Source organism: Phytobacter sp. V69, from assembly GCF_965644215.1.
In the GTDB taxonomy this organism is placed as follows: domain Bacteria; phylum Pseudomonadota; class Gammaproteobacteria; order Enterobacterales; family Enterobacteriaceae; genus Phytobacter.
In genome coordinates, this window is record NZ_CBFFRL010000033.1 from 12,562 (window position 1) to 32,872 (window position 20,311).

The 20,311-nt window shown below is 56.6% G+C and carries 13 protein-coding genes and 1 pseudogene; 10 read left to right on the top strand and 4 right to left on the bottom strand.

Annotation, left to right across the window (positions count from 1 at the left end; genetic code table 11):
- Positions 1 to 111 precede the first annotated feature (111 nt).
- The 6 genes and pseudogenes from hrpB (at position 112) to fhuB (ending at position 11,444) form a co-directional block, all read left to right on the top strand.
- The gene (gene hrpB, locus ACSZPU_RS06905) at positions 112 to 2,541 is read left to right on the top strand and encodes an ATP-dependent helicase HrpB (RefSeq protein ID WP_498996858.1); all 2,430 of its coding nucleotides are present in this window, start codon (positions 112 to 114) and stop codon (positions 2,539 to 2,541) included.
- A gap of 154 nt (positions 2,542 to 2,695) precedes the next feature.
- Complete coding sequence (gene mrcB / locus ACSZPU_RS06910; RefSeq protein ID WP_498996859.1) at positions 2,696 to 5,221, top strand: bifunctional glycosyl transferase/transpeptidase; 2,526 nt, start codon at positions 2,696 to 2,698, stop codon at positions 5,219 to 5,221.
- Between the two features lie 250 nt (positions 5,222 to 5,471).
- Positions 5,472 to 7,730, top strand: a pseudogene (gene fhuA, locus ACSZPU_RS06915) (ferrichrome porin FhuA).
- Positions 7,731 to 7,777: 47 nt separating this feature from the next.
- Positions 7,778 to 8,575: a Fe3+-hydroxamate ABC transporter ATP-binding protein FhuC gene (gene fhuC / locus ACSZPU_RS06920; RefSeq protein WP_498996862.1), complete on the top strand. Its 798-nt coding sequence runs from the start codon at positions 7,778 to 7,780 to the stop codon at positions 8,573 to 8,575.
- The gene (fhuD, locus tag ACSZPU_RS06925) at positions 8,575 to 9,465 is read left to right on the top strand and encodes a Fe(3+)-hydroxamate ABC transporter substrate-binding protein FhuD (protein WP_498996864.1); all 891 of its coding nucleotides are present in this window, start codon (positions 8,575 to 8,577) and stop codon (positions 9,463 to 9,465) included. The genes fhuC and fhuD overlap by 1 nt, the downstream gene beginning before the upstream one ends.
- A complete protein-coding gene (gene fhuB / locus ACSZPU_RS06930) occupies positions 9,462 to 11,444 on the top strand; it encodes a Fe(3+)-hydroxamate ABC transporter permease FhuB (RefSeq protein ID WP_498996867.1) in 1,983 nt (660 codons plus the stop codon). The genes fhuD and fhuB overlap by 4 nt, the downstream gene beginning before the upstream one ends.
- A 161-nt stretch (positions 11,445 to 11,605) precedes the next feature.
- On the opposite strand, the gene hemL is transcribed toward fhuB, so the two are convergent.
- Positions 11,606 to 12,886, bottom strand: a complete 1,281-nt coding sequence (gene hemL / locus ACSZPU_RS06935) for a glutamate-1-semialdehyde 2,1-aminomutase (RefSeq protein ID WP_498996868.1) — start codon at positions 12,884 to 12,886, stop codon at positions 11,606 to 11,608.
- A 193-nt stretch (positions 12,887 to 13,079) separates the two neighbouring features.
- On the opposite strand from hemL, the gene erpA reads away from it, so the two are divergent.
- Positions 13,080 to 13,424 (top strand): iron-sulfur cluster insertion protein ErpA, encoded by a 345-nt coding sequence (gene erpA / locus ACSZPU_RS06940; protein WP_039078421.1) that lies wholly within the window; start codon positions 13,080 to 13,082, stop codon positions 13,422 to 13,424.
- A 49-nt stretch (positions 13,425 to 13,473) separates the two neighbouring features.
- Here the strand turns inward: erpA and ACSZPU_RS06945 are convergent, their stop codons facing one another.
- From ACSZPU_RS06945 to mtnN, 3 genes are read right to left on the bottom strand one after another with little or no spacing between them, the layout of a single operon-like run.
- Entirely contained in the window at positions 13,474 to 14,097 is a 624-nt protein-coding gene (locus ACSZPU_RS06945; protein WP_498996870.1) for a TRIC cation channel family protein, read from the bottom strand.
- A gap of 14 nt (positions 14,098 to 14,111) precedes the next feature.
- The gene (gene btuF / locus ACSZPU_RS06950) at positions 14,112 to 14,912 is read right to left on the bottom strand and encodes a vitamin B12 ABC transporter substrate-binding protein BtuF (protein WP_498996872.1); all 801 of its coding nucleotides are present in this window, start codon (positions 14,910 to 14,912) and stop codon (positions 14,112 to 14,114) included.
- Positions 14,905 to 15,603, bottom strand: coding sequence for a 5'-methylthioadenosine/S-adenosylhomocysteine nucleosidase (gene mtnN, locus ACSZPU_RS06955; RefSeq protein ID WP_498996875.1), 699 nt, complete (start codon positions 15,601 to 15,603; stop codon positions 14,905 to 14,907). The genes btuF and mtnN overlap by 8 nt, the downstream gene beginning before the upstream one ends.
- Before the next feature lie 108 nt (positions 15,604 to 15,711).
- Between mtnN and dgt the strand changes: the two genes are divergently transcribed.
- From dgt to cdaR, 3 genes are all read left to right on the top strand, one after another.
- On the top strand, positions 15,712 to 17,226 hold the full coding sequence (dgt, locus tag ACSZPU_RS06960) for a dGTPase (protein ID WP_498996877.1): 1,515 nt from the start codon (positions 15,712 to 15,714) through the stop codon (positions 17,224 to 17,226).
- A gap of 135 nt (positions 17,227 to 17,361) precedes the next feature.
- A complete protein-coding gene (gene degP, locus ACSZPU_RS06965) occupies positions 17,362 to 18,807 on the top strand; it encodes a serine endoprotease DegP (protein ID WP_498996879.1) in 1,446 nt (481 codons plus the stop codon).
- Positions 18,808 to 18,970: 163 nt separating this feature from the next.
- Positions 18,971 to 20,128 carry a DNA-binding transcriptional regulator CdaR gene (gene cdaR, locus ACSZPU_RS06970; RefSeq protein ID WP_039078427.1) on the top strand — a complete coding sequence of 386 codons (1,158 nt, stop codon included), beginning with the start codon at positions 18,971 to 18,973 and terminating at the stop codon, positions 20,126 to 20,128.
- Positions 20,129 to 20,311: the final 183 nt, after the last annotated feature.

The window sequence follows — 20,311 nt, forward strand, 5'->3', positions numbered from 1 at the left end:
GCGATGCTACAATGGCAGGCGGATGCCCGCAAATGCTTCGGCACTCCAAAGCGCTGCACTTCATGTACAATTGGCACCGTCCTTATCCATGTGAATCCTCTGGAGCCTTGTGTGTCCTCACTGCCGGTTGCCGCCGTATTGCCCGACCTCCTCAGCGCGTTACAACGCGCTCCCCAGGTACTGCTGACCGCTCCAACAGGTGCGGGGAAGTCAACCTGGCTGCCGCTGCAATTGTTACAACAGGGCGGAATCGACGGGCGTATTTTACTGCTTGAGCCGCGCAGGCTGGCTGCCCGCAATGTGGCACAAAGGTTGGCGGAGTTGCTGAATGAGCAGCCGGGCGACACCGTCGGCTACCGGATGAGAGCGCAAACCTGTGTTGGGCCGAATACGCGCCTGGAGGTAGTGACCGAAGGGATCCTGACCCGGATGATCCAGCACGATCCCGAGCTCAGCGGCGTTGGGCTGGTGATCCTCGATGAATTTCACGAACGTAGCCTGCAGGCCGACCTGGCACTGGCGCTGTTGCTGGATGTTCAGCAGGGGCTGCGTGATGACCTTAAGCTGCTGGTGATGTCGGCAACCCTGGATAATAACCGTCTACAGACGCTGCTGCCGGATGCGCCGCTGATTGTTTCCGAGGGGCGCATGCACCCGGTCGAGCGGCGCTATCAGGCATTAAGCACCCATCAGCGTTTTGACGAGGCGGTTGCGGTGGCGACGGCCGACCTGCTGCGTTCGCAAGTGGGGTCATTGCTGCTGTTTTTGCCGGGCGTCGGGGAAATACAGCGCGTGCAGGAGCAGCTCTTCAGCCGGGTCGGCAGCGATGTGCTGCTTTGCCCGCTGTATGGCGCATTGCCGCTTAGTGAACAACGCAAAGCGATACTGCCTGCGCCTGCCGGGCAGCGCAAGGTGGTGCTGGCCACCAATATCGCCGAAACCAGTCTGACCATTGAGGGCATTCGCCTGGTCGTCGACAGCGCCCAGGAACGCGTGGCCCGTTTCGATTCGCGAACAGGGTTAACGCGGCTTGTCACCCAGCGCGTGAGTCAGGCATCAATGACGCAGCGAGCCGGGCGCGCCGGGCGTCTTGAACCGGGTATCTGCCTGCACCTGATCGGTAAAGAACAGGCCGAACGGGCGGCGGCGCAGAGCGAACCGGAAATCTTACAAAGTGATTTGTCTGGCCTGTTGATGGAGTTATTACAGTGGGGATGCCAGGATCCGGCGCAGCTTAACTGGCTGGATTTACCTCCGGCGACTAACCTTGCGGCAGCGAAGCGACTGTTGACGCAACTGCTTGCGCTGGAGGGCGATCGTCTGTCGCCATTCGGGCAAAAAATGGCCTCGCTGGGTAATGATCCGCGGCTGGCAGCAATGTTGGCAAGCGCCAGCGGTGCCGATGAAGTGGCAACGGCGGCGAAGCTCGCTGCCATTCTTGAAGAGCCACCGCGCGGCGGCAACAGCGATTTGAGTTCCGCTTTTTCCCGGAATCAGCCTCAGTGGCAGCAACGTGCCAGGCAGTTGACTCGCCGGTTGAAGAGCGCGGAAGGTGAGCCCGATAGCGATACGCTGGCCCCGTTGCTTGCCAGCGCCTTTGCCGACCGTATAGCGCGCAGGCGCGGCCAGGATGGGCGCTATCAGCTGGCAAACGGCATGGGCGCAATGCTGGATGCGGATGACGCCCTCAATCGCCATGAATGGCTGCTCGCGCCTCTGCTGTTGCAGGGGAGCCAGTCGCCGGACGCCCGCATTTTGCTGGCGCTGCCGCTGGATATCGATCGGCTAATAGCGGCATGTCCGCACATCGTTCAGCCGTCTGACTCTGTGGAATGGGATGAAGCACAGGGAACGTTAAAGGCGTTTCGTCGTAGCCGGATTGGCCAACTGACGGTGAAGGTTCAGCCGCTGGCGAAGCTTCCGGAAGAGGAACTGCACCAGGCGATGCTCAACGGCATTCGTGACAAAGGGCTGGAGGTTCTTAACTGGACGCCGGAGGCAAAACAGTTACGTCTGCGGTTACACTGTGCGGCGAAATGGTTGCCGGAAGAGGCCTGGCCTGCGGTGGATGACGCCTCACTGCTTGCTTCTCTGGAAAGCTGGCTGTTACCGCAAATGGGCGGCGTGCACTCGCTGCGTGCGCTGAAAGCGCTGGATGTGGGCGACGCGTTAAAGGCTTTCTTACCCTGGCCTTTGCGTCAACGTCTGGATAGTGAACTGCCTGGGCATTACACTGTGCCGACGGGAAGCCGGATCGCGATTCGCTATCATGAGGATAATCCGCCCGCGCTGGCGGTGCGTATGCAGGAGATGTTTGGTGAGGCCACGACGCCTGCTATCGCTCAGGGGCGCATTGCGCTGGTGCTGGAACTGCTTTCACCGGCCCAGCGTCCGCTGCAAATTACGCGCGATTTAGCCGCGTTCTGGCAGGGGGCGTACCGTGAAGTGCAAAAAGAGATGAAGGGGCGATATCCCAAACATGTCTGGCCGGACGATCCGGCGAATACCGCGCCGACGCGGCGCACGAAAAAGTATTCGTAGTTGAGGGGGGAGTGCGGCCTGATGCCCTCACCCCGGTCCTCTCCCACAGGGAGAGGGTGAAAAGACTATTGGTTTTTGAGAGATTTCTTCTTCTGCCTGGAGGTAGAAGAGCTGAGAATCAGGCCCTTGCGCCTGAACGTTGCGGAGAGAGAGCATGGCGGGGAATGACCGCGAGCCAATTGGACGTAAGAGTAGACCTTCACGTCCGGCAAAAGAAAAAGTGAGTCGTCGTCGAGTCAGAGAAGAGGAAGACGACTACGAAGATGACGATGGCGATGAGCAAGAGCCAGCGCCACGTAAAGGGAAAGGCAAAAGCGGCAAGCCTCGCGGTAAACGCCGTTGGTTCTGGCTGCTGGTCAAAATTTGTATCGTAGGTGCGGTGCTGCTCGCCATTTATGGCGTGTATCTGGATCAGAAGATCCGCAGTCGTATCGACGGCAAAGTGTGGCAACTGCCGGCTGCCGTGTATGGCCGCATGGTCAATCTTGAGCCGGATATGCCCGTCAGTAAAAACGAGATGATCAAACTGCTGGAAGCCACGCAGTACCGCCAGGTGACGAAGATGACGCGTCCCGGCGAGTTTACCGTGCAGGCGAAAAGCATTGAGATGATCCGCCGCCCGTTTGACTTCCCCGACAGCAAAGAGGGGCAGGTCCGCGCGCGTTTGACGTTTGATGGCGATCGACTCGATAGCATTGAGAACATGGACAGCAACCGTCAGTTCGGTTTCTTCCGTCTCGATCCGCGCCTTATCACCATGATGTCTTCGCCAAACGGCGAGCAGCGTCTGTTTGTGCCGCGCAGTGGTTTCCCGGATCTGCTGATCGATACGCTTATCGCCACCGAAGACCGCCATTTCTACGAGCATGACGGCATCAGCTTCTACTCGATTGGGCGTGCGGTGCTGGCAAACCTGACCGCCGGACGTACGGTGCAGGGGGCGAGTACGCTGACCCAGCAACTGGTGAAAAACCTGTTCCTGAGCAGCGAGCGTTCCTACTGGCGTAAGGCTAACGAAGCCTACATGGCGCTGATTGTGGATGCCCGTTACAGCAAGGATCGTATCCTAGAACTGTACATGAACGAGGTTTACCTCGGTCAGAGCGGTGATAACGAAATCCGTGGTTTCCCGCTGGCAAGCCTTTACTACTTTGGCCGCCCGGTGGAAGAGCTGAGCCTTGACCAGCAGGCGATGCTGGTAGGGATGGTGAAAGGGGCGTCAATCTACAACCCATGGCGTAACCCTAAACTGGCTCTGGAGCGACGCAACCTGGTTCTGCGCCTGATGCAAGAGCAGAAGGTGATTGACCAGGAGCTGTACGACATGCTCAGCGCCCGTCCGCTGGGCGTACAGCCGCGCGGCGGCGTGATTTCGCCGCAGCCTGCGTTTATGCAGATGGTCCGTCAGGAGCTGCAGGCGAAACTCGGCGATAAAGTAAAAGATCTCTCCGGCGTGAAGATTTTCACCACCTTTGATTCGGTTGCGCAGGATGCAGCGGAAAAAGCGGCGGTGGAAGGTATTCCGGCGTTGATCAAGCAGCGCAAACTGGACGATCTGGAAACTGCGATGGTGGTTGTCGACCGTTTCAGTGGTGAAGTGCGGGCGATGGTCGGCGGAGCAACGCCCCAGTTTGCGGGCTATAACCGTGCGATGCAGGCGCGCCGTTCTATCGGCTCGCTGGCAAAACCGGCGACCTATCTGACGGCGCTGAGCCAGCCGGATAAGTTCCGTCTGAACACTTCCATTGCCGATGCGCCGATTTCGCTGCGTCTGTCCAATGGCCAGACGTGGGCACCGCAGAACGATGACCACCGCTTTAGCGGCCAGGTGATGCTGGTGGATGCGTTAACGCGCTCCATGAACGTGCCGACGGTTAACCTCGGGATGGCGATGGGCCTGCCTGCGGTCACCAATACCTGGCTGAAACTGGGGGCGCCGAAAGACCAGTTGACGGCGAACCCGTCCATGCTGCTCGGTGCGCTGAACCTGACGCCGATTGAAGTGGCGCAGGCGTTCCAGACCATCGCCAGCGGCGGTAACCGTGCAACGCTGTCTGCGCTGCGTTCGGTGATTGCAGAGGACGGCACGGTGCTCTATCAGAGCTTCCCGCAGTCTGAACGTGCGGTGCCTGCGCAAGCGGCTTACCTGACGCTGTGGACCATGCAGCAGGTTATTCAGCGCGGTACGGGTCGCCAGCTTGGTGCGAAGTATCCGGGGCTGCATCTGGCCGGGAAAACCGGGACCACCAACAACAACGTCGATACCTGGTTTGCCGGGATTGACGGACGTGAAGTGACCATTACCTGGGTAGGGCGTGATAATAACCAGCCGACCAAGCTGTACGGTGCGAGCGGGGCGATGGCTATCTATCAGCGCTATTTGGCAAACCAGTCGCCGATTCCGCTGGATCTGACGCCGCCGGAAGATATCACCACCATGAGCGTGGATGATATGGGCAACTTTATGTGCGGTGGCGGCGGTACGCGTTCGCTGCCGGTCTGGACCACTTCGCCGGAAACGCTGTGCCAGCAAAGTCCGGTGCAGCCGCAGCAGCAGGGTAACCCGTTCGATCAGTCAACCCAGCCGCAGCAGCAGCCTCAGCAACAACCGCCGCAACAGCAGCAAGAGAAGAGCGACGGTGTCGCAGGCTGGATTAAAGATATGTTCGGCAGTAATTAATCCTCAAACCCCTGGTCGCCTGACTGGGGGTTTTTCATTTAGACCCGGTTAAAACATTCCTTTAACGTGGTTTTAAATCCTTTTTAATCCCTTATTAAATCCATACTTTTTACCTGGTTGTTTATTAATCCCTCACACCGTGCAGGGCCGCTTAGCGCTTGCTATGCGGTCGGCGCTTCGCATATTATGCTGCGGTCATAATAATAATTATCGTTTACGTTATCATTCACTCATTGTCAGAGAAAATATAATGGCGCGTCCAAAAACTGCTCAGCCAGTCAATACTACGCTGCGTAAACTCGCAGTAGTTGTAGCCACAGCGGTTAGCGGCATGTCTGTCTATGCACAGGCTGCAACGACCCAACCCGAAGAAACCATTACCGTTACCACCAACAGTACTGCTCCGCAGGAAAATGCGTGGGGCCCGGCCGCAACGATTGCTGCGCGCCACTCCGCAACGGGAACCAAAACGGATACCTCGATTGAGAAGACCCCGCAGTCTATCTCCGTGGTGACCAGCGAAGAGATGGCTCTGCATCAGCCTAAGTCCGTCAAGGAAGCGCTGAGTTACACCCCAGGTGTTGCCGTGGGGACGCGCGGTGCATCCAACACCTATGACTATCTGATCATTCGTGGTTTTGCTGCTGATCAGCAGAGCCAGAACAACTACCTCGACGGTATGAAGATGCAGGGCAACTTCTATAACGACGCGGTGATTGACCCTTACATGCTCGAACGTGCCGAAATCCTGCGCGGCCCGGCTTCTGTGCTGTACGGTAAGAGCAGCCCGGGTGGTTTGTTGAACATGGTCAGCAAACGTCCGACCACTACGCCGCTGTATGAAGTCCAGTTCAAAATGGGCACCGATAACCTGTATCAAACAGGTTTTGATTTCAGCGACGCGCTGGATGATAACGGTGTTTACTCCTACCGTTTGACCGGTCTGGCACGTTCCGCTAACGCCCAGCAGGAAGGGGCAAAAGAGCAGCGCTACACCATCGCTCCGTCTTTCAGTTGGCGTCCTGATGATAAAACCAATTTCACCTTCCTCTCTTACTTCCAGAACGAGCCGGACACCGGTTATTACGGCTGGTTGCCAAAAGAGGGGACGGTTCAGCCGCTGCCGAACGGCCAACGCCTTTCCAGAGATTTCAACGAGGGTGCTGAGAACAACACCTACTCGCGTAATCAGAAAATGGTCGGCTACAGCTTCGAACACGGCTTTAACGACACCTTCACCGTGCGTCAGAACCTGCGCTTTGCAGAGAACAAAACCTCGCAAAACAGTGTGTATGGCTATGGCATGTGTTCGGATAAGCTCTATAGCAGTGATCCTGATTCCAGCCCTTGCGCGAGCATTGCGCCGTCAGACTGGGGTCATTACCTGACCCGTCAGTATGTGATTGACCGCGAAAAACTGCAGACCTTCACGGTGGATACTCAGTTGCAGAGCAAATTTGCTACCGGTGCTATCGATCACACCCTGCTGACGGGTGTTGACTTTATGCGCATGCGTAACGATATCGACTCGTATTTTGGCTATGTGGGTTCTGTTGCGCCGTCTGATATTTATAACCTTGATCGCAGTGATTTTGACTTTAGTTCACATCCAGGCTCTTCCGGTCCTTACCGTGTGCTGGTCAAACAGAAACAGACCGGTGTCTATGCACAGGATCAGGCGCAGTGGGATAAAGTACTGGTCACCCTCGGTGGTCGTTACGACTGGGCGAAGCAAGATTCCCTGAACCCTGACTATGGTACCCATCCTGCACGCGACGATAAGCAGTTCACATGGCGTGGTGGTGTTAACTATCTGTTCGACAACGGTGTTACCCCGTACTTCAGCTATAGCGAATCCTTTGAACCGGCATCCACCACGGGTGCTGACGGCGCAATTTTTGCCCCGTCTAAAGGCAAGCAGTATGAAGCCGGCGTGAAATACGTACCGAAAGATCGTCCGATCGTGCTGACCGGTGCTGTTTACCAGTTGACCAAAACCAACAACCTGATGGCCGATCCGACCCCTGGTTCATTCTGGTCCATTCAAGGCGGTGAAATTCGCGCGCGCGGCGTTGAATTGGAAGCGAAAGCGGCACTGTCAGCCAACATCAACGTGGTCGGTTCTTATACCTACACCGAGGCTGAGTACACTACCGACACCAACTACAAAGGCAACACGCCTGCCCAGGTACCTAAACACATGGCGTCTGCATGAACCGATTACACCTTCTTTGATGGTGCGCTCTCTGGTCTGACGCTGGGTACCGGCGCTCGCTTCACAGGTACCAGCCAGGGAGACCCGGCGAACTCCTTCAAAGTGGGAAGCTACACCGTGGTTGATGCGCTGGTGCGTTACGACCTGGCACGTGTAGGTCTGGCGGGTTCCAACGTGGCTGTACACGTAAACAACCTGTTTGACCGCGAGTACGTCGCAAGCTGCTTTAATACCTATGGCTGCTTCTGGGGTGCTGAGCGTCAGGTGGTGGCAACAGCAACCTTCCGCTTCTAATCTCTCTTCGGACACGGTTCGCCGTGCCCTCTTAAAAGTTGGCACTCATGCAGGAAAACAAAGCGCTTCCCGATACCACGTTTCAACTCACCGACGTTACCTTCAGTGTGCCTGGTCGTACGCTGCTGTATCCCCTTTCTTTGACCTTTCCGGTCGGCAAAGTCACTGGTCTTATCGGACATAACGGTTCAGGTAAATCCACGCTGCTGAAAATGCTGGGGCGTCATCAGCCGCCTTCGGATGGAGATGTCCTGCTCGACGGGCAACCGCTGGCAAGCTGGAACAGTAAATCCTTTGCCCGTAAGGTGGCCTATCTGCCGCAACAGTTGCCGCAGGCGGAAGGGATGACGGTACGTGAACTGGTGGCGATTGGTCGATATCCGTGGCATGGCGCGTTGGGCCGGTTTGGTGTGGCTGACAGAGAGAAAGTCGAAGAAGCGATTACGCTGGTTGGACTCAAACCGCTGACGCACCGTCTGGTTGATAGCCTGTCCGGCGGTGAACGTCAGCGTGCATGGATTGCCATGCTGGTGGCGCAGGATAGCCGTTGTCTGCTGCTCGATGAGCCGACTTCCGCACTGGATATCGCTCATCAGGTGGACGTGCTGGCGCTGGTGCATCGTTTAAGCCAGCAGCGCGGGCTGACGGTGATTGCCGTGCTGCACGATATCAATATGGCGGCACGCTATTGCGATTATCTGGTCGCCTTACGCGGCGGCGAAATGATTGCCCAGGGTACGCCGGACGCACTGATGCGTGCGGATACTCTCGAACAAATTTATGGTATCCCGATGGGCATTCTTCCTCACCCGTCAGGCGCTGCCCCGGTGAGCTTTGTCTATTGATGGATGGCTTGAATCTGATTAGCCGTCGTCGTCTGTTGACGATGATGGCACTTTCCCCTTTGCTGTGGCAGATGCGCAGCGCCCAGTCCGCAGAGATCGACACACAGCGCATTGTTGGGCTGGAGTGGCTGCCGGTGGAACTGCTGCTGGCGCTGGGGATCAAACCTTACGGCATTGCCGATATTCCCAATTACAACCTGTGGGTTAATGAGCCTGCGCTCCCCGCCGGGGTGATTGACGTTGGGCTGCGTACGGAGCCCAATCTTGAACTGCTGACGCAGATGAAACCCTCGTTCCTTGTCTGGTCTGCCGGGTACGGCCCTTCACCCGATGTGCTGGCGAAAATCGCGCCGGGGCAGGGGTTTAGCTTTAGCGACGGTAAGAAACCGCTGGCGACGGCACGGAAATCCCTCAACGAGATGGCGCAGCTGTTCCATATGGAAGCGGCGGCAAAAGCGCATCTGGATACGTTCGACAGCTTTATTGACGACAGAAAACCGCACTTCAAACAGCGTGGCGAACGCCCGCTGCTGCTGATGACGTTACTGGATGCGCGCCACATGCTGGTCTTTAGCCAGAACTGTCTGTTCCAGGAAGTGCTGGATGAGTTTGGTATTCGTAATGCCTGGCAGGGGGAAACCACCTTCTGGGGCAGTACCGCCGTGGGGATTGACCGCCTGGCGATGTATAAAGACGTCGACGTTCTGTGCTTCGACCATGGCAATGAGGCAGAGATGCGTAAATTGATGGCGACCCCGCTGTGGCAGGCGATGCCGTTTGTACGCTCAGGCCGATTCCAGCGCGTGCCTGCCGTCTGGTTCTATGGCGCGACCCTCTCCGCAATGCACTTTGTGCGCGTGCTGGATAACGCACTCGGGGGCAAAGCATGAGAAGAAAGATTGCGTTGCTGCCGGTCATCTTGCTGGCGGTGTTATTTATCGCCGGGGCGTGGCTAACCTGGATGAATTTCAATGCCGCGCTGCCTCGCGCTCAGTGGGGACAGGCGTTCTTTGCGCCCAGCGTCGATGTCATTGAACAGATGCTGTTCCACTACAGCCTGCTGCCACGACTGGTGATTTCGCTGCTGGTCGGGGCCGGACTAGGGCTGGTGGGCGTGCTGTTCCAGCAGGTGTTACGTAACCCGCTGGCAGAGCCGACGACACTCGGGGTTTCTACCGGCGCGCAGTTAGGTATTACGGTTACCACGCTCTGGGCGTTGCCGGGTGCATTGACGACACAGTTTGCCGCTCTGGCCGGGGCCTGTGTGGTTGGGGCGCTGGTGTTTGGCGTGGCCTGGGGCAAACGGCTCTCGCCGGTGACACTGATTCTGGCAGGCCTGGTGGTCAGTCTGTATTGCGGCGCGGTGAATCAGCTGTTGGTGATTTTCCACCACGATGAGTTGCAAAGCATGTTCCTCTGGAGTACCGGTACGCTTACTCAGACCGACTGGAGCGGCGTGCAGCACCTGTGGCCGCAGTTGATCGGCGGCGTGGTACTGACCCTGCTGTTGCTGCGCCCGTTAACGCTGATGGGGCTGGATGATGGCGTTGCCCGTAACCTCGGCCTTGCGTTATCGATGGCGCGTCTGGCGGCGCTCACACTGGCGATTGTGCTCAGCGCATTGCTGGTCAATGCGGTCGGGATTATCGGGTTTATCGGCCTGTTTGCGCCGCTGCTGGCGAAAATGCTCGGGGCGCGGCGTTTGCTGGCGCGCCTGATGCTGGCACCGCTGATTGGCGCTCTGATCCTTTGGCTATCTGACCAGCTCATCCTGTGGCTTGCCCGCGTGTGGATGGAAGTCTCGACGGGGTCCGTGACGGCGCTGATTGGCGCACCGCTGCTGCTGTGGCTGCTGCCGCGTTTACGCAGCATGAGCGCCCCCTCGATGGATGTCGGGGACCATGTTCCCACGGAGCGGCAGAACGTGCAGTGGTTTGCGCTCGCCGGGCTGGTTGTATTGCTGCTGGGCGTGCTGGTGGCACTCGCGTTTGGACGCGACGCAGAAGGCTGGCGCTGGATTAGCGGTACGATGCTCGATGAGCTGATGCCGTGGCGTATGCCGCGTATTATCGCCGCGCTGACCGCCGGGATCATGCTGGCGGTGGCCGGGTGTATTATTCAGCGTCTGACGGGTAACCCAATGGCCAGCCCGGAAGTGCTGGGGATCAGCTCCGGAGCGGCCTTCGGCGTGGTGGTCATGCTGTTCTTTGTGCCGGGAAATGCCTTTGGCTGGCTGATGCCTGCCGGGAGTCTGGGTGCGGCCATTACCCTGCTGATCATTCTGATCGCCGCCGGGCGCGGCGGTTTTTCGCCGCACCGTATGCTGCTGGCCGGGATGGCACTCAGCACCGCATTTACCATGCTGCTGATGATGCTGCAGGCGAGCGGCGATCCGCGTATGGCGGAGATCCTGACCTGGATCTCTGGTTCAACTTACCACGCGACCTTTGAGCAGGTCATTCGCACGGGCCTGATGATGGTTGTGTTGTTGGCGCTGGTGCCGCTGTGCCGCCGTTGGCTGACGGTATTGCCGCTGGGCGGTGATACGGCGCGCTCGGTGGGGATGGCGCTGACTACATCACGTATTGGGCTGTTGCTGCTGGCGGCGGCGTTAACGGCAACCGCGACAATGACCATTGGTCCGCTGAGTTTTATCGGCCTGATGGCACCGCATATCGCGCGTATGATGGGCTTTCGCCGTACCATGCCGCATATCGTGATGTCTGCGCTGGTTGGTGGCTTGCTGCTGGTGTTTGCCGACTGGTGCGGGCGAATGATGATGTTCCCCTACCAGGTGCCGGCGGGGCTGCTGTCGACCTTTATCGGTGCGCCGTATTTTATCTATTTGCTGAGAAAGCAGAGTCGGTAATCGGAAGACTCACCGGGGAACGTCCCGGATGGCGGCGCAAGCACCTTATCCGGGGTACGATTCTGAGAAAGCAGAGTCGATAATTTTTCGCCCTCTCCCCGTGGGAGAGGGCGTCAGCCCGCACAGGTGTCACGCAAGGTGACACCTGTGTTATCAGCGATTTACAGCTTCGCGAACACGCGGCGTGCGGCATCAACCGTATTGCGGATATCGTCTTCGCTGTGCGCGACAGACATAAAGCCTGCTTCAAAAGCCGACGGCGCAAAATAGACGCCCTCTTCAAGCATCAGGTGGAAGAAGCGCTTAAAGCGTTCCACATCGCATGCCACCACATCCTGATAGCAGGTGACTTCCGGCGCATCGGTAAAGAACAGACCGAACATCCCGCCAACATGGTTTACCACCAGCGGAATACCCTCGTCGCGTGCGGCCTCAAGAAGACCATCCGCCAGCGATGCCGTCAGATCATTGAGGGTTTCATGCACGCCGACCTGTGACACTTCGGTCAGGCAGGCGTAGCCCGCAGCCATCGCTATCGGGTTGCCGGAAAGCGTACCCGCCTGGTAGACCGGGCCAGTCGGCGCAAGGGCTTCCATGATGTCGCGGCGGCCACCAAAGGCGCCAACCGGCATCCCTCCGCCGATGATTTTGCCAAGACAAGTCAGGTCCGGCGTAACGTCATAATAAGACTGTGCACCCGCCAGTGCGACGCGGAAGCCGGTCATCACTTCATCGATAATCAGCAGTGCGCCGAACTCATCACAGAGCGCGCGCAGGCCCTGCAGGAAGCCCTCTTTCGGCGGAATGCAGTTCATGTTGCCGGCGACCGGCTCAACGATGATACAGGCGATTTCCTGCGGATATTGCTCGAAGGCTTCGCGAACACTCGACAGATCGTTATAGGTACAGGTCAGGGTATGTTTGGCGAAATCGGCAGGCACGCCCGGAGAGTTCGGTTGACCCAGCGTCAGCGCGCCGGAGCCAGCTTTGACCAGCAGGCAGTCCGCGTGGCCGTGGTAGCAGCCTTCAAATTTGATGATTTTGTCGCGCCCGGTAAAACCGCGTGCGAGACGAATTGCACTCATGGTGGCTTCGGTACCCGAGTTCACCATACGCACCATATCCATGGTCGGCACCAACTGCGTTACCAGCTCGGCCATTTTTACTTCCATCTCGGTCGGCGCGCCAAAGCTCAGGCCGCGCTGCGCGGCTTCAATCACCGCATTGCGGATTGTCGGATGGTTGTGGCCCAGCACCATTGGACCCCAGGAGCCGACGTAATCAATATAGGCTTTGCCGTCGGCGTCGTAGAGATAAGCGCCGTCAGCTTGCTCAATGAATAGCGGTGTGCCTCCAACGCCGGTGAAGGCGCGTACCGGCGAGTTAACGCCGCCGGGGATAAGTTCACGTGCAGCGCTGTAGAGGTTTTCTGACTTACTCATGAAATCGTTCCTGGTTTGTTAAAAACAATAAGGCTTATTCTAAGGGATTCCTGGAACAGGATAAAAGTGTTGCGCACGGAAAGGATACTCACCCTGGGGGGAGAATACTTGAAGGAATAACCAGGGTAATAGATAATAGCCAAAATGATCGGGTTATTATTTGCCCAGATCGCAGTATGAATGGGAGCAAAAAATGAGTGATGACGTAGCGCTGCCGCTGCAGTTTACCGACGCAGCAGCCAGTAAAGTAAAAAACCTGATTGCGGATGAAGATAATCCGAACCTGAAACTGCGTGTCTACATTACCGGCGGCGGTTGCAGCGGCTTCCAGTATGGCTTCACGTTTGACGACCAGATCAACGATGGCGACATGACCATTGAGAAGCAAGGCGTAGGCCTTGTGGTTGACCCGATGAGCCTGCAATATCTGGTGGGCGGTTCGGTGGATTACACCGAAGGTCTGGAAGGTTCCCGCTTTGTGGTGACGAACCCAAACGCGACAAGCACCTGCGGTTGCGGATCCTCATTCAGCATCTGATTCCTGTTCGGATGCCACAAAAAAGCCGTGTCACTGACACGGCTTTTTGCTATCTGCCATTCTCATCCAATGCAAATGTCGGCAGTTTGAGATGCCAGCGTATGGCGGCAAGGCGAATTCCCAGCGTGACCACCATCCCGATCATTGCGGCGGTTTCCAGCGGCACATCGAACGCGTAAGTCGCTGTTGAATGCACAATGCCGCCAACGATACAGGCGGTGGCATAGATTTCGGTTCGCAGGATCATCGGCACTTCGCGCGCCAGCACATCACGAATAATCCCGCCGCCAACCCCGGTCAGCACGCCCATTCCCGTGGCGACCAATGGACCGGTACCGGCCATAAACGCTTTGTTTACCCCAATACCGACAAACACCGCGAGGCCCACGGCATCCAGCACCGGCAGTACCCATTTCGGTAGGCGGCGTGGCTGGCGAACCAGCAAAATCGTCAGCATACAGGTGACCATAGCCACCACCAGGTCGGTCGGATCTTTAACCCAGAACACCGGGCCGTGGGCGAGCGCCATATCGCGGATCGTGCCGCCACCGACGGCGGTCACCACACCCAGCACCAGCACGCCAAAAGGGTCCATCCGGAGTTTTCCGGCAAGCAGCACACCTGAGATGGCAAAAACAGCGGTACCGACAATATCCAGCCAGTAGACAAGCATGGTTCAATCCCCGGTTATTTCACCTGCGCCAGGGCAGGGCAGAGTTGTTGAGCGGCGAGGATAATACGCGGGCCCGCGCGTTCAAACCAGTCAACAGTTAGCGGAATGACCGGAATATCGAGCTGTTTGTGCCAGAATTGTTCAATTTTGGGAATTTCACTCGCATCTCCTGCTACCACGATAGCATGGGGTTCGCGCGCCAGCACTTGTTCACGGCTCACCTGCGGCCAGGGAACCCGGCTTGCAGCAAAAATATTTTCCCCACCGCACAGTTCCAGCACTTCGTTTTGCAGCGATCCTTTACCGCTGGTGAAAAGCGGTTCACCACCAAACTGCAGAAACACGCGTTTTTTTGCCTGTCCGGCGTACTGTTTTTTCAGCGCGTGGTACTGGGCAAGCAGCTCGGCTGATGCCTGCTGTGCCTGTTCTGGATGCGGGCTGTATTGTGCAAGCTGGGCTAAAGATTCAGCCACCTGTTCGATGGTAACTGCATCCAGCCACATCACTTTGATGCCCAGCCGCTCTAACTGATCGACCTGACGTTCCGCATTGCCACCGCGCCAGGCGAGGACCACGTCGGGCTTTAACGCCACAATCCGCTCAATGTTCATTCCTTGCCAGGTGGCGACCTGCTCGATTTTTTCCGCCTCAGGGGGGAAGTCTGAATAGCTGCTGACGCCAACGGGAGTGATACCAGCGGCAAAGGCCATTTCGGTATTGGCGGGGGAGAGGGAGATCACGCGCGGCGCGGCGTTAAGCCACGCCGAAGCAAAAATAAGCAGGGCGGCCAGCGCCCTGAACAGATGTTTAGCCACGAGCCAGGCTCTGCACCAGGGTCTCAACCATCAGGCTGGACTGTTTCGCGGCAACCACCAGAAACTCATCAAAGCTCAGGTGGGATTGCTGGTCGGCAACGTCGGAGATGGCGCGCACGACTACAAATGGCACGCCGAAGTTATGGCAGACATGCGCAATGGCGGTTGCTTCCATTTCAACGGCCACGGCCTGCGGGAAGTTGTGGCGAATTTTGGCCAGGCCCACGGAACCGTTAATAAAGGCATCGCCGCTGACAATCAGGCCGCGCACGGCATTCAGATTGAGCTGTTTAATGCAGCTTTCTGCCGCGGTAATCAGTTTTTCATCGGCTTTAAAGCCCGCCGGGCAGCCCGGCAACTGACCGAACTCATAGCCAAAGGCGGTGACGTCCGCATCGTGGTAGCGTGCTTCATCAGAAACCACGATATCGCCGACTTTCAGGGTTGACGCCAGACCGCCAGCGGAACCTGTATTGATAATCACATCCGGCTTGCAGCGTTCCAGCAGCAGGGTTGCGCCCATTGCCGCAGCCACTTTGCCGATGCCAGATTTCAGCAGGGCGATTTCTGTACCATTCAGCGTACCGGTGTAAATTTCACAGCCGCCAATGGTCAGCGTCTGACGACTTTCGATTTTGTCACGCAGCAGCGTAACTTCTTCTTCCATTGCACCAATAATGCCAATTTTCATGGAGATACTCGCTAATGTGATAAGACAGGGTAACGTTTTCAGGGCATAGTCTATCATGGCATACACAATTGCATGATATCCCGTGACGCCTCGCTGACAGGAGAGGAAATGGCTGAGATCGATTTTCGCAAAAAAATAAACTGGCATCGTCGCTATCGCTCGCCGCTGGGCGTGAAAACTGAGCGCGAAATCCTGCGCATTTTTGAAAGCGATCGCGGGCGGATAATCAACTCGGCGGCAATTCGCCGTCTGCAACAAAAGACGCAGGTCTTCCCTCTGGAGCGCAACGCGGCGGTGCGCACGCGGCTGACCCATTCACTGGAAGTACAGCAGGTCGGGCGTTATATCGCCAAAGAGGTGTTAAGCCGCCTGAAAGAGCTGCGTCTGCTTGAAACCTACGGGCTGGATGAACTGACGGGGCCGTTTGAAAGCATCGTTGAAATGGCGTGCCTGATGCACGACATCGGCAACCCGCCTTTTGGTCATTTTGGCGAAGCGGCGATCAACGACTGGTTCCGCCATCGCCTCGTGCCGGAAGACGCCGCCAGCCAGCCGCTGACGGACGATCGCTGTGAGGTTGTGGCGCTGCGTCTGCGGGAAGGAGAAGACACGCTGAACGCGCTACGGCGCAAGGTCCGTCAGGATCTCAGTCATTTCGAAGGAAATGCGCAGGGGATTCGCCTGGTCCATACCCTGATGCGTATGAACCTGACATGGGCGCAGGTGGGGTGCATCTTAAAATATACACGCCCCGCATGGTGGAGCGGTCCGCCGCCATCCACCCACAGCTATTTAATGAAAAAGCCGGGTTTTTATTTTTCCGAAGAGGCTTATGTTGCGCGGCTGCGTAAAGAACTTGATCTCGATACTTACAGTCGCTTCCCATTGACCTGGATAATGGAAGCGGCGGATGACATCTCCTATTGCGTTGCCGACCTTGAAGATGCGGTGGAAAAACGCATTTTTACGGTCGAGCAGCTTTACCAGCATTTGTATGACGCCTGGGGTGAGCACAGCAAAGGTTCGTTGTTCTCGCAGGTGGTGGAAAATGCCTGGGAGAAATCCCGCGCAAATTCATTAAGCCGCAGCGCTGAAGATCAGTTCTTTATGTATTTACGTGTCAATACGTTAAATAAACTTGTGCCTTATGCGGCGCAGCGATTTATTGACAACTTGTCGCAAATATTCAGCGGAGAATTCAATCACGCGCTACTGGAGGATGACAGCGATTACAGTCAGCTCCTTGAACTTTATAAAAATGTCGCCATTAAAGAGGTGTTCAGTCATCCCGATGTTGAGCAACTGGAGCTGCAGGGATACCGCGTCATTAGTGGGCTGTTGGAGATTTATCGGCCATTGCTACAATTATCACTGGTGGATTTTTCAGAGCTGGTGGAAAAAGAGCGGGTGCGACGTTTCCCGATTGAATCGCGCCTGTTCCAGAAGTTATCAACGCGCCATCGCCTGGCCTACGTTGACGCCGTGAGCAAATTATCCCGGGAAGAATCCGACTTCGCGATAATGGAATATTATCACCGCTGTCGGTTAATCCAGGACTATATCAGCGGAATGACAGATTTATATGCATGGGATGAATACCGCCGCCTGATGGCGGTGGAATAATAGGTTGGGAATTGTAAAGACGGACAATAAATTTTTACTTTTTCCAAAAACTTAATCCCGGAACTTCACGCTATAAAGCGACTCTGAGTGATACATACACAGCCGTTTGCGTTACCAGTAAAGAGATTGAGAGACATGAAAAAAACGACTTTAGCAATGAGTGCAATGGCGTTGGCTTTAGGCCTGGCGCTGTCCCCTGTGTCCGCGATGGCGGCTGAGACTGCGTCATCAGCACCGACTTCACAGCAGATGCCAAGCCTGGCCCCCATGCTGGAGCAGGTCATGCCATCCGTTGTCAGCATTAACGTAGAAGGCAGCACGACGGTTAATACGCCGCGTATGCCGCGTAATTTCCAGCAGTTCTTCGGTGATAACTCACCGTTCTGTCAGGAAGGTTCCCCGTTCCAGAGTTCACCTTTCTGCCAGGGCGGTGGTGCGCAGGGCGGACAGGGTGGCCAGGGCGGTGAAGCTCAGCAGCAGAAATTTATGGCGCTGGGTTCCGGTGTCATCATTGATGCAGCGAAAGGCTATGTGGTGACCAACAACCACGTGGTAGATAACGCCACTTCCATCAAAGTACAACTGAGCGATGGCCGTAAGTTCGATGCCAAAATCGTTGGCAAAGACCCGCGTTCTGATATCGCTCTGGTGCAAATTCAGGATCCGAAAAACCTGACCGCTATCAAGCTGGCGGACTCCGATGCCCTGCGCGTCGGTGACTATACCGTTGCTATCGGGAACCCGTTTGGTCTGGGCGAAACCGTGACCTCGGGTATCGTTTCTGCACTGGGTCGTAGCGGCCTGAATGCAGAAAACTACGAAAACTTTATCCAGACCGATGCGGCGATTAACCGCGGTAACTCCGGTGGTGCGCTGGTCAATCTGAACGGTGAGCTGATCGGTATCAACACCGCAATCCTCGCCCCGGACGGCGGCAACATCGGTATCGGTTTTGCTATCCCAAGTAATATGGTGAAAAACCTGACGGCGCAGATGGTGCAGTATGGCCAGGTTCGTCGTGGCGAGCTGGGTATCATGGGTACCGAGCTGAACTCTGAACTGGCGAAAGCGATGAAAGTCGACGCCCAGCGCGGTGCTTTCGTCAGCCAGGTAATGCCGAACTCTGCGGCCGCGAAAGCGGGTGTGAAAGCCGGTGATGTGATTACTTCGCTGAATGGTAAACCGATCAGCAGCTTCGCTGCGCTGCGTGCGGAAGTCGGTTCTATGCCTATCGGCAGTAAAGTACAGCTGGGCCTGGTACGCGATGGTAAACCAGTGAACGTGAGCCTCGAACTGCAGCAGAGCACCCAGAATCAGGTTGATTCCGGCAACATTTTCAGCGGCATTGAAGGCGCTGAGATGAGCAACAACGGCAAAGAAGAAGGTGTTGTGGTGAACGTGGTGAAAGCCAACACGCCGGCCGCACGTATCGGTCTCAAGAAAGGGGATATCATCGTAGGTGCGAACCAGCAGCCGGTTAAAAACCTGGGCGAGTTGCGCAAAATCATCGACAGCAAGCCTTCTGTCCTTGCGTTAAACATTCAACGTGGTGATACTTCAATCTATCTGCTGATGCAGTAATCCGCATAAACCCTCTTCTTTCCGCCCGGAAGAAGAGGGTGCTCACCTCAGATTTTGTGAGGCCTTCCACAACTCCATACTTCCGCCCCCTGGTTTGTGCATTTGCACAGTGCGCACCGTAATATTCTCCCATATGCTTGTGCTCTGCTCACGGGAGGGTTACATGGCTGGCTGGCATCTTGATACTAAAATGGCACAGGATATCGTGGCGCGCACGATGCGTATCATCGATACAAACATTAACGTGATGGATGCACGTGGCCGCATCATTGGTAGTGGCGATCGCGAACGAATTGGGGAATTGCACGAAGGGGCGTTGCTCGTGCTGGCCCAGGGTCGCGTGGTCGATATCGATGATGCCGTTGCCCGCCACCTGCATGGTGTCCGCCAGGGCATCAACTTGCCGCTGCGTCTGGAAGGGGAAATTGTCGGCGTTATCGGCCTGACTGGTGAGCCTGAGTCGTTGCGCAAATACGGCGAGCTGGTATGCATGACCGCCGAAATGATGCTGGAACAATCCCGCCTGATGCACCTGCTGGCCCAGGACAGCCGTCTGCGTGAAGAGCTGGTTATGAACCTGATTCAGGCCGAAGAGCACACACCCGCGCTGACCGAATGGGCGCAGCGTCTGGGTATCGATTTAAATCAGCCGCGTGTGGTTGCCGTGGTGGAGGTCGACAGCGGACAGCTGGGTGTGGACAGCGCGATGGCTGAGCTCCAGCAACTGCAAAATGCCCTGACCACGCCTGAGCGTAACAACCTTATCGCGATTGTCTCACTGACCGAGATGGTGGTACTTAAACCGGCGCTGAACCAGTTTGGCCGCTGGGATGCTGAAGATCATCGTAAACGCGTTGAGCAACTGATTCAGCGCATGAAAGAAAACGGTCAGCTGCGTTTTCGCGTGGCGCTGGGTAACTACTTTACCGGCCCGGGCAGCATCGCCCGCTCCTACCGCACTGCGCGCACCACCATGATGGTGGGCAAACAGCGCATGCCGGAAAGCCGTAGCTACTTCTATCAGGATTTGATGCTGCCGGTTCTGCTCGATAGTTTACGCGGTGGCTGGCAGGCCAATGAGCTTTCCCGCCCGCTGCAGCGGCTTAAAGCGATGGACAATAATGGTCTGCTGCGCCGTACGCTTTCCGCGTGGTTCCGCCATAACGTTCAGCCGCTGGCGACCTCTAAGGCGTTGTTTATTCACCGCAATACGCTGGAATATCGTCTGAACCGTATTTCTGAGCTTACCGGGCTGGATCTGGGGAATTTTGACGACAGGCTGCTGCTGTATGTGGCGTTACAGCTGGACGAACAACGCTAGGTAAAAAAACAAAACGGCAACCCAGGCTGTAATGCCGATCAGTTAAGGAGCGGTTGACCGATCCAGTGGCTGTGTAAGAATCCGGAAATGCTCACCCGTTTCCGGATTTTTTATATTTGCATGAACACCACCTCCTATGGAGGTGGTCAGCAATAAGTTGGCTCTGCCAATAATGCTACTCAT

Coding starts and splice junctions, on each gene's coding strand:
- mrcB (WP_498996859.1), top strand. CDS start 2,696: ATGGCGGGGAATGACCGCGAGCCAATTGGACGTAAGAGTAGACCTTCA.
- fhuC (WP_498996862.1), top strand. CDS start 7,778: ATGCAGGAAAACAAAGCGCTTCCCGATACCACGTTTCAACTCACCGAC.
- fhuD (WP_498996864.1), top strand. CDS start 8,575: ATGGATGGCTTGAATCTGATTAGCCGTCGTCGTCTGTTGACGATGATG.
- fhuB (WP_498996867.1), top strand. CDS start 9,462: ATGAGAAGAAAGATTGCGTTGCTGCCGGTCATCTTGCTGGCGGTGTTA.
- hemL (WP_498996868.1), bottom strand. CDS start 12,886: ATGAGTAAGTCAGAAAACCTCTACAGCGCTGCACGTGAACTTATCCCC.
- erpA (WP_039078421.1), top strand. CDS start 13,080: ATGAGTGATGACGTAGCGCTGCCGCTGCAGTTTACCGACGCAGCAGCC.
- ACSZPU_RS06945 (WP_498996870.1), bottom strand. CDS start 14,097: ATGCTTGTCTACTGGCTGGATATTGTCGGTACCGCTGTTTTTGCCATC.
- mtnN (WP_498996875.1), bottom strand. CDS start 15,603: ATGAAAATTGGCATTATTGGTGCAATGGAAGAAGAAGTTACGCTGCTG.
- dgt (WP_498996877.1), top strand. CDS start 15,712: ATGGCTGAGATCGATTTTCGCAAAAAAATAAACTGGCATCGTCGCTAT.
- degP (WP_498996879.1), top strand. CDS start 17,362: ATGAAAAAAACGACTTTAGCAATGAGTGCAATGGCGTTGGCTTTAGGC.
- cdaR (WP_039078427.1), top strand. CDS start 18,971: ATGGCTGGCTGGCATCTTGATACTAAAATGGCACAGGATATCGTGGCG.